Origin of the sequence: Luteimonas deserti, from assembly GCF_013425765.1 — a bacterium.
GTDB lineage: Bacteria > Pseudomonadota > Gammaproteobacteria > Xanthomonadales > Xanthomonadaceae > Luteimonas > Luteimonas deserti.
The window spans coordinates 23,064-39,623 of the sequence record NZ_JACCJZ010000017.1; the positions used below are offsets into that span (position 1 = coordinate 23,064).

The following is a 16,560-nucleotide window of genomic DNA, read 5'->3' on the forward strand; positions in this document are numbered from 1 at the left end:
GCTCTTCCTCGACTCACCGGCGCTTGCGCGCCGGTGACGCGTCTCAGGCCAGGCCGGCCTGCTTCATCACTTCGGCCGCATAGTCCTCGACCACCTTCTCGATGCCTTCGCCGACGGCGAGGCGCTGGAAGCCGATCACTTCGGCCCCGGCGGCCTTCAGCGTGGCTTCGACGGTCTTGTCGGTGTCGAGCACGTAGGGCTGGCCGTACAGCGTGACCTCGCTGACGATCTTGTTGATCTTGCCGCTGATGATCTTCTCGAGAATGTCCGCCGGCTTGCTCTTGTCCTTCTCGGACATCTTGGCCAGCTCGATTTCCTTTTCCTTCTCGACGAACTCGGACGGGACGTCACCGGCCTTGTTGTAGGGCGGGTTCATCGCGGCGACGTGCATCGCCAGGCCGCGGGCCAGGTCGGCATCGCCGCCCTTGAGCTCGAGCAGCACACCGATGCGGCCGCCGTGGACGTAGGCCGCCACGTTGTGCTCGCTTTCGATCCGGACCATGCGACGCACCTGCACGTTCTCGCCGACCTTGGCGATCACGGCCGCGCGGGTTTCCTCGATCGTCTCGCCCGACTCGACCTTGACCGTCTTCAGCGCATCCGTGTCGGCGACGCCGGAGGCGAGGGCGGTCTGCGCGACGGTGTCGGTGAAGCGCAGGAAGTTGTCGTCCTTGGCGACGAAGTCGGTCTCGGAGTTGATCTCGACCAGCACGGCGGTGCCGCCGTTCTGGGCGGCCGCGATGCGACCCTCGGCCGCGATGCGATCGGCCTTCTTGTCGGCCTTGGCCAGCCCCGACTTGCGCAGCGCTTCGGCAGCGGCGTCGATGTTGCCTGCGGTTTCGCTGAGCGCCTTCTTGCACTCCATCATGCCGGCGCCGGTGCGCTCGCGCAGTTCCTTGACCAGGGATGCGGTGATTTCCATTGCGGACCTCTGAATTCTGGGGATGTCGGACGGGTCGGGCCCGTCGGGGAATCGACGCTCCGCCTCGCGGAGCGTGACGAGCGGCCGCCCAGCATGGGGCGGCCGCATGTCGCGGCGGTTACTCGGCCGCGGGGGCCGGGGTCGCGGCGTCTTCGGTCTTCTTGCCACGCGGGGCGCGGCCCTGCTTCTCGCCGGCCTCGTTGAACTCGTCCTCGCGCACGGTCGCGGCGCTGGGCGCGGCTGCCTTGCCCTCGAGCACGGCGTCGGCGGCGGCACCGGCATACAGCTGCACGGCGCGGATCGCATCGTCGTTGCCGGGGATCGCGTAGTCCACCAGGGCCGGGTCGTAGTTGGTGTCGACCACCGCGATGACCGGAATGCCGAGCTTCTTGGCTTCCTTGATCGCAATGTCTTCGTGGCCGATGTCGATGACGAACAGCGCGTCGGGCAGGCGGTTCATTTCCTTGATGCCGCCCAGCGACGCTTCCAGCTTGTCACGCTCGCGGCGCAGGCCCAGCACTTCGTGCTTGACCAGCTTGTCGAACGTGCCGTCGGTCTCGGCCGCTTCCAGCTCCTTCAGGCGCGACACCGACTTTTTCACCGTGGCGAAGTTGGTCAGCGTGCCGCCGAGCCAGCGCTGGGTCATGAACGGCATGCCGCAGCGCTCGGCTTCTTCCTTGATCGCGTCGCGCGCGCTGCGCTTGGTGCCGATGAACAGGATCATGCCGCGCTTCTGCGCGATGCCCGAGATGAAGTTCATCGCGTCGTTGAACAGCGGAACCGTCTTCTCGAGGTTGATGATGTGGATCTTGCCGCGGGCGCCGAAGATGTACGGCGACATCTTGGGATTCCAGTAACGGGTCTGGTGGCCGAAATGGACGCCGGCTTCCAGCATCTGGCGCATGGTGATCTGGGGCATTGCAGACACTCCTGACAGGGAACCGGCCGCCATGGTTGGGTAGGGCGGATGCGCCGCACGGAGCGACACGATGGTTCCGGGGTTGGGCCTCCCTGCCGCCGCCGTGGCCGAACCTCTCGCGAGGCACCCCGGCACGGGATGTTGCAGCAGGTGTGGATTTGCCGGTGGCGCCCGGCATGGGCGGCGGCGCAGGCCTGGACCTTGCGCAGCCGGCGGAGTGTAGCAGGGCGGAAGGCCCACGGCCACCCGGCCGGACGATGGCACCGGGAGGCGGACCGCCGCGCCCTGGCGAGGGGCGTGCGATCGGCGGTTTGCGCGATAATGCGCCCATGAGCATCCATACCAAGACGCCCGACGAGATCGAGAAGATGCGCGTGGCCGGCCGCCTGGCCGCCGAAGTGCTGCAGGTGGTCGCCGCGCATGTGAAGCCGGGCGTGACCACCGAGGAACTCGACCGCATATGCCACGACCACATCGTGCGGGTGCAGGGCGCGATCCCGGCCAACGTCGGCTACAAGGGCTATCCCAAAACGACCTGCATTTCGGCCAACAACGTCATCTGCCACGGCATTCCGAGCGATGCGAAGGTGCTCAAGGACGGCGACATCATCAACATCGACGTCACCGTCATCAAGGACGGCTGGCACGGCGACACCAGCCGGATGTATTTCGTCGGCACGCCCTCGGTGATGGCCAGGCGACTGGTCGAGGTGACGCGCGAGGCGATGTGGCAGGGCATCCGCGCGGTGCGTCCGGGCGCGACCCTGGGCGACATCGGCCACGCCATCCAGAAGCATGCCGAGGAGCAGCGTTTCAGCGTGGTGCGCGAATACTGCGGCCACGGCATCGGCAAGGTCTACCACGACGAACCCCAGGTGTTGCACTACGGCACGCCGGGCGCGGGCGTGGTGTTGAAGGAGGGCATGACCTTCACGATCGAGCCGATGATCAACGAGGGCGCCCGTCACACGAAGGTGCTGCCCGACGGGTGGACCGTGGTCACCAAGGACCGCAAGTTGTCGGCGCAGTGGGAGCACACCGTCGCGGTCACTGCGAACGGTGTCGACGTGCTCACCCGGATCCCGGGCGACGACAACGACGCGTTTCTCTGACGTGGGCGAGCGCGCCGCCACGCCCGCCACCGGCGCCGACAGCGGTGACGCGGCGTGGGTGGCGGAGGCGCGCGAGGCACTCGCAGCGCACGATGCCCGTCTCGTCGAGGGCTTCGACGCGGGCCAGGAGATCGACCGCTTGCTTGCCGCGCGCGCCAATGCGGTGGACGGCTGGGTGCGCAAGGCCTGGGCACGCTGCATTCCCGGCGAGGCGGCGCTCGCGCTGTTCGCGGTGGGCGGGTACGGCCGCGGTGAACTGTTCCCGCATTCCGACATCGACCTGCTCGTGGTCGGCGAGCCGGACGTCCAGGCCGCACATGCCGACGCGCTGAGCCGCATGCTCGCATTGCTGTGGGATCTGGGGCTCCCGGTCGGCCACGCGGTGCGCAGCTTCGACGAGTGCACCCGCGCCGCCTCGGACGTGACCGTGCTCACCGCATTGCTGGAAGCACGGCCGCTGCTGGCCAACCTGGCCGAGGTCCGCGCGCTGATGGACGCGATCGCCGACGAACGGGCCTGGGCGGCCGCGGCGTTCTTTCACGCCAAGCGCCAGGAACTCGAGCGCCGCCATGCGCGTTTCGGCGACACCGCCGACAATCTGGAACCGAACATCAAGGATGGCCCCGGCGGCCTGCGCGACGTGCAGAACCTGCGCTGGATGGCGCGGCGCGTGCTCGGCGTCTACGGGACCGAGGAGCTGATCGCACTCGGCCAACTGGGCGTGGACGAGCACGCCACACTCGAGCGCGAACGCCGGACGCTGTCTCGCCTGCGCTTCGGACTGCACCTGGTGGCGGGCAAGGCCGAGGAACGCCTGCGTTTCGATCACCAGAAGGCCTTGGCCGCGCGCCTGCACCAGTCCGGAGGCGACGAGGCTCCGTCCGGTGGAAACCGTCTGGTCGAGACGATGATGCAGGAGTTCTATCGCAGCGCGGCGGTGGTGCAGCGCATCAGCGACCGCATGCTGCAGCGCTTCGAGGAGCAGATCGAAGGCGAGGGCGAGCTGTTGCCGCTGGATGCCGAGTTCGCCACCCGGCGCGGCTATCTCGTGGCGCGCGACGACGTCTGGCCCGGCGGCGACATCGCGCGCGTGTTCGAACTGTTCTCGGTGTGGGCCGACCATCCGGCGCTGCGGGGCCTGCATTCGCAGACTGCGCGTGCGCTGGCCGAATCGCTGCACGCCCTGCCGGCGTGGCGGCAGGCGCCGATGGCTCTGCGCGAGGCGTTCATGGCGCTGCTGCGTGGCCCCGGGCCGGTGCGCAGTCTGGAGCGGATGGCGCGGCTCGGTGTGCTCGGGGTGTGGATTCCGGAGTTCGCCAATGTCACCGGTCGCATGCAGTTCGACCTGTTCCACGCGTACACGGTCGACCAGCACACGCTCGCCGTGCTGCGCAACATCGCCGGGTTCGCCTCAGAACTGCCCGACGAACGCTTCTCCACCGCGCACGAGGTCTGGCCGCAGCTGCGCAAACCGGAACTGTTGCTGCTCGCGGGCCTGTTCCACGACATCGCCAAGGGACGGGGCGGCGATCACTCCGAACTCGGTGCCGTGGATGCACGGGCGTTCTGCGAGGGGCACGGCCTGGGCGAGACCGACACCGCTCTGGTCGAATGGCTGGTGCGCCGGCACCTGTTGATGTCAACGAGTGCGCAGAAACTCGACATCTCCGACCCGGCGGTGATCCACCGCTTCGCGACCGAAGTCGCGGACCGCGAACGCCTCGACTACCTGTATCTGCTCACCTGCGCCGACATCGCCGGTACCTCGCCCAAGCTGTGGAACGCATGGAAGGACCGGCTGCTGACCGATCTGCGCAGCGCGACGCGGCTCGCATTGCGCCGCGGACTCGAAAACCCGGTCGCCGCCGCGGAACGCATCGTCGAATCGCGTGATCGCGCGCGCGGTCTGCTCTCGGCGCACGGCATCGACGAGATCGAGGCCGACGCGCTGTTCGCGCGGATTCCGCAGGAGAGCTTCCTGCGGGGTCGCGCCGACCAGGTGGTCTGGCAGGCGATGGCCTTGCGCGACGGCGTCGACGGCGAGGTGGTGGCGCGGGTGCGACGCCTGCGGGCCGGTGCCCAGGCGCTCGAGGTGTTCGTGCATTCGCCGGACCGCGACGGGCTGTTCTCGGCCATCGTCATCACGCTCGACCGGCTGGGCCTGGTGATCCAGCAGGCGCGCGCACTCGATGGGCCGGGCCACACCATCTTCGACCTGTTCCAGGTGCTGCCGGCGGATCCACGCCAGTCGCTGGAACTCGGCGAGATCGAGCGCCGGCTTGCCGAAACACTGGCCGGGCCATTGGAGATGCGTCCTGCCCGGCGTGCGCAGCCACGCCACCTGCGGCATTTCCGCGTGCCCCCGCAGATCGAGTTCAATACCAGCGCCGACGGCCGGCATACGGTCTTCAGCCTGGTCTGTACGGACCGCCCCGGGCTGCTCGCCGACGTCGCGCACGTGCTCCGCGACAACGGCGTGCGCGTGCACGACGCGCGCGTGGCGACCTTCGGCGAACGCGTGGAAGACGTGTTCCGGCTCAGTGACGGGGACGGCGGTCTGCTCGACGCCGCCGCGCAGGAGGCGCTGCGCGCGGCCCTGCTCGCTTCGATCGATGGCGACATGGCACGATAGCGCCCCGTTTTTGCACGATATGGCCTCATCATGACCGACGCCCTGCAGACCACCATCGAAGACGCGTTCGCGCGTCGCGCCGAATTGACCGCTGCCGAGATCGGCGATGCCGTCAAACCGGCCGTCGAGCAGGCGATGCAGGGCCTGGAATCGGGCGAGCTGCGCGTCGCGCAGCCCAACGGCAACGGCGGCTGGCAGGTCAACGAGTGGCTGAAGAAGGCGGTGCTGCTGTATTTCCGCACCAACGACATGGCCGTCGTCGACGCGCAGCCGGCGCCGTTCTGGGACAAGGTCGAGCCGCGGTTCGCGGGCTACGACGAAGCCAAGTTCAAGGCCGCCGGCGTGCGCGTGGTGCCGGGCGCGGCCGTGCGCCGCGGCACGTATTTCGGACGCGACGTCGTGCTGATGCCGAGCTTCGTCAACATCGGGGCGTACGTCGGCGAGGGCACGATGGTCGATACCTGGGCGACCGTCGGCTCCTGCGCGCAGATCGGCAAGCACGTGCACCTATCCGGCGGCGCTGGTATCGGCGGCGTGCTCGAGCCGCTGCAGGCCAGCCCGACGATCATCGAAGACCATTGCTTCATCGGGGCGCGCTCGGAGGTCGTCGAGGGTGTGGTCGTCGGCCACCACAGCGTGATCGGCATGGGCGTCTTCATCGGCCAGTCGACGCGCATCTACAACCGCGCGACCGGCGAAGTCAGCTACGGTTACGTGCCGCCGGGCAGCGTGGTGGTGTCCGGCCAGCTGCCGGCCAAGGACGGTTCGCACTCGCTGTACTGCGCGGTGATCGTCAAGCAGGTCGACGAGAAGACCCGCAGCAAGACCAGCGTCAACGACCTGCTGCGCGGCCTGGCCGACTGAGCTGTCCCGCCCGGCATCGGGCGAATGCGGCCTGACTGCCCGCTCTCGAGCGGGCGCGGCTTCAAGACCATCTGGATGTCCCATGACGACCGTCTACGGCCTCAAGAACTGCGACACCTGCAAGAAGGCGACGAAGTGGCTCGACCGCTTCGACGTCGCGCACAACTTCGTCGATTACCGCGATGCCAAGCCGACGCCGGAGATGCTGGTCGACTGGGCCGGCAAGCTCGGTGGTTTCGAGGCGATGGTCAACAAGTCCTCAACCACCTGGCGCCAGCTGCCGGACAACCGGAAAGCCGCGGCCAGCGATGCGGAGTGGAAGCTGCTGTTGCGCGAGTATCCGCAGCTGATCCGGCGTCCGCTGGTGGTCACCGACGATGGCACGATCACCCAGGGTTTCAGCGACAACGGCTTCAAGAAGCGCTTCGGCATCGAGTGAACGGCGTGGCGGCGCGATCGCCCCGTAGACATTCCATGCCGGATGCAGATGGTGTGCGGCATCGCCCTGTAGGAGCGCGCTTGCGTGCGATGGGCGCTTTGCGGGAACGTCTTTTCGCGCGCGAGCGCGCGCCTACAGTTCGGGAAGTTGCCATGTCAGACGTCCTCGATCTCACCCGCGACCTGATCGCACGCAAGTCGATCACACCCGACGATGCCGGCTGCCAGGCGCTGATCGCCGCGCGCCTGCAGGCCGCGGGGTTTTCGATCGAGTCGCTGCGCTACGGCGACGTCGACAACCTCTGGGCCACGCACGGGCAGGGCGCGCCTGTGCTGGTGCTGCTCGGCCACACCGACGTGGTGCCCAGCGGGCCGGTCGAGGCGTGGACGTCGGATCCCTTCGCACCCGAGATCCGCGACGGTGTGCTCTACGGTCGCGGCGCGGCGGACATGAAGAGCGGCGTCGCGGCGTTCGTCGTCGCGGCCGAGCGTTTCGTCGCCGCGCATCCCGGCCACACCGGCACGCTCGCGCTGCTGCTGACCTCCGACGAGGAGGGCGATGCGATCGACGGCGTGCGACGCGTCGCGCGCACGTTCGAAGAGCGCGGCACGCGCATCGACTGGTGCATCACCGGTGAACCCTCATCGACCGCGACGCTCGGGGATCTTCTGCGCGTGGGCCGCCGCGGCAGCCTGTCGGCGACGCTGACCGTGCGCGGTGTGCAAGGCCATGTCGCCTATCCGGACAAGGCGCGCAATCCGATCCACGACGCCGCGCCGGCGCTGGCCGAACTCGTCGCCAGGCGCTGGGACGACGGCTACGAATCCTTTCCGCCGACCAGCCTGCAGATCAGCAACATCGCCGCCGGCACCGGCGCGACCAACATCATTCCCGGCACGGCGACCGTGCAGTTCAACCTGCGCTACACGCCGCACTGGGACGCGCCGACGCTGGAAGGGGAGATCGCGGCGTTGCTGGACCGTCATGGGCTCGACTACACACTGGCCTGGCATCGCAGTGGCGAGCCCTTCTACACGCCTGAAGGCCCGCTGCGCGCCGCGGCACGCGAGGTGCTGACGGCATTCGCCGGCACGCCGCCGGAGGAGAGCACCGGCGGCGGCACCTCGGATGCGCGCTTCATCGCGCCGCTGGGCGCGCAGTGCATCGAGATCGGACCGGTCAACGCCAGCATCCACCAGGTCGACGAACACATCCGCGTCGCCGATCTCGACGCGCTGCCCGATCTCTACGAGGCGCTGATCGCGCGTCTGCTGCCGCCGGCCCGGTGAGTCGGGCGTCGCCGCCTGTCGACGCAGCTGCGTGCATGCTCCTCCCCGACATTCCGTTGCGAGCTCGTCATGTCCGACTCCCTGATCGTCGCCTGTCCACACTGCCACAGCCGCAACCGCGTGCCCGTGGCGCGACTCGGCGAGGCACCGACCTGCGGACGCTGCGGCATGCCGCTGCGGCCGGATGCGCCGTTCGCACTCCATGCCGGCAGCTTCGACGCCCATGCGCTGCGCTCGGACGCGCCGTTGCTGGTGGATTTCTGGGCGCCGTGGTGTGGCCCTTGCCGGACGATGGCGCCGGCGTTCGAGGCTGCCGCGCGCGCGCTGGCGCCGGAGGTCGCGCTGGCGAAGGTGGACACCGAGGCCGAAGCGGTCCTCGGTGGGCGCCTCGGCATCCGCAGCATTCCCACGCTGGTGCTATTCGCCGGTGGTCGCGAACTCGCGCGTCAGTCGGGCGCGATGCCCGCGCAGGCGATCGTGCAGTGGACGCGCACCCAGCTGCAGGCGGCCCCGTCGCTCAGACCCAGCCGGTGAGGTAGTACAGCGCGATCACCGCGAATACCGCGGCGGTGCTGATCAGCGTGATCGCGAAGATGTCCTTGTAGCTCTGGCGGTGGGTGAGTCCGGTCACCGCGAGCAGGGTGATCACCGCGCCGTTGTGCGGCAGCGTGTCCATGCCGCCCGAGGCCATCGCCGCGACCCGGTGCAGCACGTCCATCGGGATGCCGGCCGCCTGCGCGTTGGCGATGAAGCTCTCGGCCATCGCTGCGAGTGCGATGCTCATGCCGCCCGACGCCGAACCGGTGATGCCCGCGAGCGCGGTCACGGTGACGGCTTCATTGACCAGCGGATCGGGAATCGAGTTGAGCGAATTGGCGACCAGAAGGAAGCCGGGCAGGGCCGCGATCACCGCGCCGAAGCCGTATTCCGACGCAGTGTTCATCGACGCGAGCAAGGCGCCGCCGACCGCGGTCCTGGTGCCCTCGGCGAACTTAGCCGTGACCGGCCGCCAGGCCAGGCACAGCACCGCGAGAATGCCGACCAGCAACGCGCCCTGGACCGCCCAGATCGCGGCGATGCGCGAAATCTCCTGCACCACGGGCACCGCGTCCTGCATCGCCGACGATGGAAACACGTGGCTGCTGCCGTAGACGCGCGGAATCCACAGGGTGAACAGTTTGTTCGACACACCGACCAGCAGCAGCGGCAGCAGCGCGATCAGCGGATGCGCCAGCCGGCCGCCGGCGAACGGCTCGGGTTCGTTGCGAAGATCCGTGCCGTAGCCTTCGCCGGCGGCCACCGCGGTGCGCCGGCGCCACTCCAGGTACAGCATGCCGAACGCGAAGATCAGCACCGAACCCAGCGTGCCCAGCACCGGCGCGGCCCAGGAATCGGTGCCGAAGAACGCGGTCGGGATGATGTTCTGGATCTGCGGCGTGCCGGGCAGCGCCATCATCGTGAACGTGAAGGCACCGAGCGCGATCGTGCCCGGGATCAGCCGCTTGGGAATGTCGCTCTGGCGGAACAACTCGGCCGCGAACGGGTAGACCGCGAACACCACGACGAACAGTGAGACGCCGCCGTAGGTCAGCAGGGCACACACCACGACGATCGACAGCAGCGCCTGCCTGGGCCCGAACAGGCGGATCGTCGCGGCCACGATCGACTTCGAGAAGCCGGAGATCTCGATCAGCTTGCCGAACACCGCGCCGAGCAGGAACACCGGGAAGTACAGCTTGAGGAAGCCGACCATCTTGTCCATGAACAAGCCGGTGAACATCGGCGCCACCAGCGACGGATCGGTCAGCAGCACCGCGCCCATCGCCGCGATCGGCGCGAACAGGATCACGCTGTAGCCGCGGTACGCGACCACCATCAGAAACACCAGCGCGCCCAGCACGATCACGAAATCCATGTCTTCCCACGGGACAGCGGCGCACGGCCGGACGGTCCGCAGTGTCGGCAGCCCCCATGCCGCCGGCCATTGTCCGAAGGTACAAGTGTCGCGGCGCGTATCGCTGCCTAGGCTTGCCGTCATGGTCCGGGGGACCGCGCGGTGGCGCAACGGCGTTGCCGGCATCACGACACCCTGTGGGAGGGGAACATGAAGCACAGCACCTTGGGACTCGCGATCGCCATCGGCCTCGCCGCGACTGCGGCGCAGGCGCAGCAGCCGGTCGACGCCGCTGCCGATGCCCGCAGCGAGGCGCGCACGCTGTCGGCGGTCACGGTCACCGCGCGCAAGCGCGAGGAGACGCTGCAGGAGGTGCCGGTCGCGGTCACGGCCTTCACCCCGGAGACCCTGGACAAGCTCGACATCAAGGACCTATCCGATCTCGGCAGCCAGGTGCCCAACCTCACCGTCTACGCTGCGCGCGGCTCCACCAGCACGGTCACCGCCTACATCCGCGGCGTCGGCCAGGCCGATCCGCTGTGGGGCGTGGACCCGGGCGTGGGCATCTATCTGGACGACGTCTACATCGCGCGGCCCCAGGGCGCGCTGCTCGACGTGTTCGATGTCGGTCGCATCGAGGTGCTGCGCGGGCCGCAGGGGACGCTGTACGGCAAGAACACCATCGGCGGCGCGATCAAATACATCTCCGCCGGTCTTCCGCGTACGACGCAGGGCTTCGCCTCGGTGACGGTGGGCAACTACAACCAGCTCGATGCCAAAGCGGCACTCGGCGGTCCGATCGGCGGCGAGGACAGCGGTCTGCGCGCGCGCGTCGCCGTGGCCAGCATGAACCGCGACGGTTTCGGCACCAATCTGGAGACCGGCCAGGACGTGAGCGACAAGGAGATCAACGCCGCACGCTTCCAGCTGGGTGCGTTCGCCGGCGATGATTTCGACGTGCAGTTCGCGCTCGACTGGGTGGACGACAAGTCAGGGGTGCGCGGCGCCAGGATGCTGGCCACCAATCCGCTCGCACCGGGCCTCGCGCCGCTCGACTCGCGATACGACATCCGCAGCGGGATGCGCAACATCAACAACACCGAGATGAAGGGCGCCTCGGCCACGGTCAACTGGCGCCCGGGCGAGAACTGGGCGTTCAAGTACGTACTCGCCAAGCGCGAGTCCGACACCGAGACCAACATCGATTTCGATACCCTGCCGCAGCCGCTGGTCGACGTGCGCGCCTTCTACAGCGACAGCCAGGTCAGCAACGAGCTCCAGGCGAATTTCGATGCCGGCGGGCGCGCGCGCGGCGTGATGGGTCTGTACTGGTTCAAGGGTGAAGCCGGTGGCCAGGTGCTGAACTGGTTCTCCAATCCGCTGTTGCCGCCCGCGCTGACCAATCCGCTGTTCGGCGACACCCAGGGCGTGGTGACCACCACCAGCTTCGCGGCCTATGCGGACTGGACCTTCGATCTCACCGAGCGCCTCGCGCTCGACGTCGGCGCACGCTACACCGACGAGGACAAGGACGCGCTTGCGCTCAACCGCTTCTACACCAGCAACCAGTACACGACGTCCTGGGGGACAGCCGCGAATTTCGACAAGACGGTCAACTTCAAGAACGTCTCGCCGAAGGTCTCGCTGAACTACCAGCTCACGCCAGACGTGATGGTCTACGGGCTCGCCAGCCGCGGCTTCAAGTCGGGCGGGTTCAACATCCGCGCAAACACCACCGCGGTGCCGCGTTCGGGGGAGCCCTTCGACGACGAGTCCGTCGACAGTTTCGAGCTGGGCAGCAAGATGGCCCTGCTCGACAACACGCTGTTCCTCAACCTCGCCGCGTTCCACAACCGCTACAAGGACATCCAGCTGTCGGTGTTCACGTCGTACACGCTGCCCAACGGTTCCCAGAGCTTCTTCGGCGACTTCACCAATGCCGGGCGGGGCACCGTGAACGGCGCCGAGGTCGAATACCAGTGGTTGCCGACGACGAACTGGGCACTCACCGGCAACCTCGCGTGGCTGGATGCGAAGTACGACGAATTCATCACCTCGGGCGTCAACGTCGCCGACAGCCAGTTCTTCACCAACGCGCCGGAGTGGTCGGGCGCGGTGAACCTGGAGCATCGTCTGCCGCTTGCCGACGGCGGCAACATGTCGATGCGCGTGGGCTACAGCTATCAGAGCGCGGTGTGGCCGACCACCGATCTCAGCCCCGCGATCCGCCAGGGTGGCTACGGGCTGCTGGGTGCGGGCGTGATCTGGCGCCTCGACGACGCGTGGTCGTTCTCGCTCCAGGGCAGCAACCTGCTCGACGAGGAATACCGCACCACCGGTTACAACATTCCGGCCTACGGCGTGCTGACCGGGTTCTACGGCGCGCCGCGCCAGTACGCGCTGACCGCCCGCTACGAGTTCTGAGCGGGGCGTCGCGCGGACACGGCGCAGCGGCGGGGCCATCCCGCCGTTGCGTTATCCTCGCCGCCGGCCATGAGGCGGCCGCGGCGCTTCGTCGCGCGCCGGGGCAGGGGAGACGTGGATGCTGAGTGTGGGCACGGTGCTGCTGGCGACCGCGCTGTGGCTGGGGCTGATGTTCGCCGCGGCGCTCTACGGCGAGCGTCATGCCGACGCGTTTTCGGCCCGCTGGCGCCATGTCTACGTGCTGTCGCTGGCGGTGCATTGCACCTCCTGGACCTTCTACGGCACGGTCACCCAGGCCGCCCGGTACGGCTGGCCGCTGCCACCCACGTTTCTCGGCGCGATCCTCTTCCATCTGTTGGCGTGGCCGGCGCTGGTGCGTCTCGTGCGTCTGGCCCGCGAGAGCAATGCCACCTCGTTGGCCGATCTGATCGCGTCGCGGCTGGGGCGCGATGCCTGGCTGGCGGCTGCGGTCACGCTCGTCGTCGCGCTCGGCCTCGTGCCCTACATCGCCCTGCAGCTCAAGGCGGCGGCGATGAGCTACGCGACCCTGCTCGGCCTGCCGCCGGCGGCCACGGCCGCGGCGCCGCTGCGCGACGGGGCGCTGTATGTGGCGCTGGCAATGGCACTGTTCACGATGCTGTTCGGTACACGGCGGGCGAGCGCGGCCGAGCACAACCGCGGGCTGGTGCTGGCCATGGCGTTCGAATCGCTGTTCAAGCTGGTGGCCATGCTGGCCCTGGGCGTGTTCGTCTGGCTCGGCCTGCGCGGACTTCCGGCCGTGCCGCCGCCGACGGTTGCGCCGGCAGGCGGATTCGTGCCGCTGGTACTGCTGGGCGCGGCCGCGATGTTCATCCTTCCGCACCAGTTTCATGTGGGCATCGTCGAGTGCCGCGACGAAGCCCATGTGCGCGCCGCGCGCTGGCGGTTTCCGCTGTATCTGCTGCTGATCGCGCTGCCGATGCTGCCACTGGCGCGCGCCGGTCAGGCACTGCTGGGAGACGCGGTGTCGTCGGACATGTACGCGCTGGCGTTGCCGCTGGCGATGGGCCAGGAGGGGCTCGCGCTGCTGGTGTTCCTGGGGGGGCTGAGTGCGGCGACCGGCATGGTCGTGGTGAGCACGCTGACGCTGAGCCTGATGATCGGCAACCACTGGTTCGCGCCCGGTCTGCTGCGCGGCGCGTGGGCACGCGACGACGGCAACGACCGCCGCGGTGCGCTGCTGGCCCTCCGCCGCGGGGTGATCGTCGCGATCATGCTGTCGGGCTGGTTGTACAGCCGGCTGGTCAGCGGCAACGACGCGCTGGCCGACGTCGGCGCGGTGTCGTTCTCGGCCCTGGCCACGCTGGTCCCGGCCCTGGGCTTCGCGGTGTGGCGACCGCAGACGCCGCCTGCAGCCGCGCTGGCCGGCGTGCTCGCCGGATTCGCCGCCTGGTGCTGGGTGATGCTGCTGCCGATGCTGATGCTGGCCGGCAGCATGGACCCGTCGTGGGTGCGCGACGGCCCCATGGGTCTGGCGTGGCTGGCCCCCGACGGGCTGTTCGGACTGACCGGCTGGAGCCGGCTCGGTCGTGCGGTCGGGGTGAGCCTGTTCGTCGGGACCGCAGTGACCCTGCTGGTGGCGTGGTGGCGCGGGCCGGCGTTCGATACCGGGCCGCGGCCCGGCGTGAGCCGCCAGACGCTGGCGGGCGCGGGCCGACGCTTCCTCCCGGCAGCGCGTGTGGATGCGCTGCTGGCCGATGCGCCGGTGCAGGGCGCGGTGCCGGTCGCGGTGCAGGCGCGGCTGGAGCGCGAATTGTCGGCCGTGCTGGGTGCGGCCTCGGCGCGCCTTCTGCTGGACGCCGCGCGCCGCGAGGCCGGTCCGGACCTCGACACCGTCGCGCAGATCGTCGGCCAGGCATCGCGCGATCTGCGGTTCAACCAGCGCGTGCTGGAGGCGGCGCTGGAGAACATGAGCCAGGGCATCAGCGTGGTCGACGACCAGCTGCGCCTGGTGGCGTGGAACGCCCGCTACGCCGAACTGTTCGGCTATCCGGCGCAGCTGCTTCGTGTCGGCATCGAGGTGGCCGAGCTGGTGCGGCACAACGTGGCGCATGGCGTCATCGGGGCGGTCGAGGTCGATGTGGAAGTGGGCAAGCGTCTGCGCCACATGCGCGCCGGCACGCCCTACGTGGCCGAGCGCACGCTGCGCCACGGCCAGGTGATCGAGATCCGCGGCAACCCGATGCCCGGGGGAGGGTTCGTCGCGACGTTCACCGACGTCACCGCGTTCCGGCGCACCGAGCACGCCCTGCGGCTCTCGAACGAGACGCTGGAACAGCGCGTCGCCGACCGCACCGACCGTCTGGACCAGGCGCGGCGCGAAGCGGAACGTGCTAACCATGCCAAGACCCGCTTCCTCACCGCGGTCGGCCACGATCTGCTGCAACCCCTGCATGCCGCGCAATTGTTCACCGACGCGCTCGCGCAGCAGGCGCTGCCCGATGGCCAGCGGCGCCAGCTGAGACAGATCCGCGGCGCGCTCGATTCCACCGCCGGTCTGCTGGCCGGCCTGTTCGACATGTCGAGGCTCGAAGCCGGCGGGCTCGTACCGCAGGTGCGCGCGTTCCCCCTGGCCGACGTGCTCGATCCGCTGGCATCGGAGTTCGCGGCGCTCGCCGCCGAGCGCGGCCTGGGCTTCCGTCACGTGCCGAGCGGCGTCTGGGTGAAGGGCGACCCGCAACTGCTTCGACGCATCCTGCAGAACTTCCTCGCCAATGCGGTGCGCTATACCGCGCGCGGCCGCGTGGTCGTGGGGGTGCGGCGCCAGGGCGCACGCGTCCGCGTCGAAGTGCACGACACGGGCCCGGGGATCCCCCGGGCGCAGCAGGCCACGATCTTCGAGGAGTTCCGCCGCGGCGAGGGCGCTGCCGGACAGGGGCTCGGGCTCGGCCTCGCCATCGCCGAACGCATCGCGGGCCTGCTCGATGCGCCGCTGGGGCTGCGAAGCCGGGAGGCGCACGGGACCGCGTTCTGGGTCGAGCTGCGCCGCATGCAGGATCCGCCGCCGATGCCCGCGCCGGCGACGCGGCAGGGACTGGCCGGCACCCGCGTGCTGCTGGTCGACAACGACCCGGCGGCCCTGCAGGGTCTGGCCCGGCTGCTCGAAGGCTGGGGCTGCAGTGTCCGGGCCGCCGCGGACGAGGCGGGCGCGCGTCGTGCACTGGAGGGCGGCGAGGTCGACCTGTGGATCTTCGACTACCACCTCGACGATGGCGACACGGGCCTCGCCCTGCACGACCGACTCGCTTCCGGCGCCGACGGCCGGCCGCTGCTGGTGCTCAGCGCGGACGACAACGACGCGGTGCGCCGACATGCGCTGGAGGCGGGCGTGTCCCTGCTCGCCAAACCCGTGCGTCCGCTGGCGCTCAAATCGGTGCTCGAGCGGCTGCGCGCGATGCGCGCCTGAGCGTGGCCGCCGCGCCGCTAGAATGGCCGGCCCTTCGACAGGCGCCGCGTCCATGCCCTACACCCCGATCGTCGCGACCCTGGGTTACGTGCGTTCGCCCGATGGCCGGCGGGTGCTCATGGTCCACCGCAATGCGCGGCCCGGCGATCATCACCTCGGCAAGTACAACGGCCTCGGCGGCAAGCTGGAGGCGGACGAGGACGTGGTGGCTGGCATGCGCCGCGAGATCCTCGAGGAAGCCGGCATCGCCTGCACCGCGATGACGCTGCGCGGCACGATCAGCTGGCCGGGATTCGGCAAGCAGGGCGAGGACTGGCTGGGGTTCGTCTTCGTCATCGACGCCTTCGAAGGCACGCCGCCGGCGGCGAATGTCGAAGGCACCCTGGAATGGGTGGACATCGCACGGCTGCCCGAGCTGCCGATGTGGGACGGCGACCGCCATTTCCTGCCGCTGGTGTTCGACGACGATCCGCGGGCCTTCCACGGGGTGATGCCCTACCGCGACGGCACGATGCAGTCCTGGACGTTCTCCCGGATCTGAGCCCGTCGATCCCGGCGCCGCGTGGGCGACGCCGTCGCATCGGCGCGTGGCGCGCTCCCGGTGCAGTCGGCCCGCGGCC

12 protein-coding genes are annotated in these 16,560 nt (G+C 69.2%); 9 read left to right on the plus strand and 3 right to left on the minus strand.

The window, feature by feature from the left end:
- Positions 1-43: 43 nt before the first annotated feature.
- Positions 44-922, minus strand: coding sequence for a translation elongation factor Ts (tsf, locus tag H0E82_RS09395; RefSeq protein ID WP_180545206.1), 879 nt, complete (start codon positions 920-922; stop codon positions 44-46).
- Positions 923-1,040: 118 nt separating this feature from the next.
- A complete protein-coding gene (gene rpsB / locus H0E82_RS09400) occupies positions 1,041-1,841 on the minus strand; it encodes a 30S ribosomal protein S2 (protein ID WP_180545207.1) in 801 nt (266 codons plus the stop codon).
- A gap of 329 nt (positions 1,842-2,170) precedes the next feature.
- On the opposite strand from rpsB, the gene map reads away from it, so the two are divergent.
- The 6 genes from map to trxC all read left to right on the plus strand — a co-directional run bounded on the left by map (position 2,171) and on the right by trxC (position 8,711).
- Complete coding sequence (gene map / locus H0E82_RS09405; protein ID WP_180545208.1) at positions 2,171-2,953, plus strand: type I methionyl aminopeptidase; 783 nt, start codon at positions 2,171-2,173, stop codon at positions 2,951-2,953.
- 1 nt (position 2,954) lies between these two features.
- Positions 2,955-5,585 (plus strand): [protein-PII] uridylyltransferase, encoded by a 2,631-nt coding sequence (glnD, locus tag H0E82_RS09410; protein WP_180545209.1) that lies wholly within the window; start codon positions 2,955-2,957, stop codon positions 5,583-5,585.
- Positions 5,586-5,615: 30 nt separating this feature from the next.
- Positions 5,616-6,449 carry a 2,3,4,5-tetrahydropyridine-2,6-dicarboxylate N-succinyltransferase gene (dapD, locus tag H0E82_RS09415; protein ID WP_180545210.1) on the plus strand — a complete coding sequence of 278 codons (834 nt, stop codon included), beginning with the start codon at positions 5,616-5,618 and terminating at the stop codon, positions 6,447-6,449.
- An 82-nt stretch (positions 6,450-6,531) separates the two neighbouring features.
- Positions 6,532-6,888: a Spx/MgsR family RNA polymerase-binding regulatory protein gene (locus tag H0E82_RS09420; RefSeq protein WP_180545211.1), complete on the plus strand. Its 357-nt coding sequence runs from the start codon at positions 6,532-6,534 to the stop codon at positions 6,886-6,888.
- 152 nt (positions 6,889-7,040) lie between these two features.
- Positions 7,041-8,177: a succinyl-diaminopimelate desuccinylase gene (gene dapE, locus H0E82_RS09425; RefSeq protein WP_180545212.1), complete on the plus strand. Its 1,137-nt coding sequence runs from the start codon at positions 7,041-7,043 to the stop codon at positions 8,175-8,177.
- A 69-nt stretch (positions 8,178-8,246) separates the two neighbouring features.
- A complete protein-coding gene (gene trxC / locus H0E82_RS09430; RefSeq protein ID WP_180545213.1) occupies positions 8,247-8,711 on the plus strand; it encodes a thioredoxin TrxC in 465 nt (154 codons plus the stop codon).
- Here trxC and H0E82_RS09435 read toward each other — a convergent pair.
- Positions 8,695-10,092, minus strand: coding sequence for a GntP family permease (locus H0E82_RS09435; RefSeq protein WP_180545214.1), 1,398 nt, complete (start codon positions 10,090-10,092; stop codon positions 8,695-8,697). The genes trxC and H0E82_RS09435 overlap by 17 nt on opposite strands.
- 189 nt (positions 10,093-10,281) lie before the next feature.
- Here H0E82_RS09435 and H0E82_RS09440 point away from each other — a divergent pair, with 189 nt between their 5' ends.
- The 3 genes from H0E82_RS09440 to H0E82_RS09450 all read left to right on the plus strand — a co-directional run bounded on the left by H0E82_RS09440 (position 10,282) and on the right by H0E82_RS09450 (position 16,481).
- Positions 10,282-12,495: a TonB-dependent receptor gene (locus H0E82_RS09440; RefSeq protein ID WP_180545215.1), complete on the plus strand. Its 2,214-nt coding sequence runs from the start codon at positions 10,282-10,284 to the stop codon at positions 12,493-12,495.
- A gap of 118 nt (positions 12,496-12,613) precedes the next feature.
- A complete protein-coding gene (locus tag H0E82_RS09445; protein ID WP_180545216.1) occupies positions 12,614-15,940 on the plus strand; it encodes a hybrid sensor histidine kinase/response regulator in 3,327 nt (1,108 codons plus the stop codon).
- A 52-nt stretch (positions 15,941-15,992) separates the two neighbouring features.
- Positions 15,993-16,481, plus strand: coding sequence for an NUDIX hydrolase (locus H0E82_RS09450; RefSeq protein ID WP_180545217.1), 489 nt, complete (start codon positions 15,993-15,995; stop codon positions 16,479-16,481).
- Positions 16,482-16,560 lie beyond the last annotated feature (79 nt).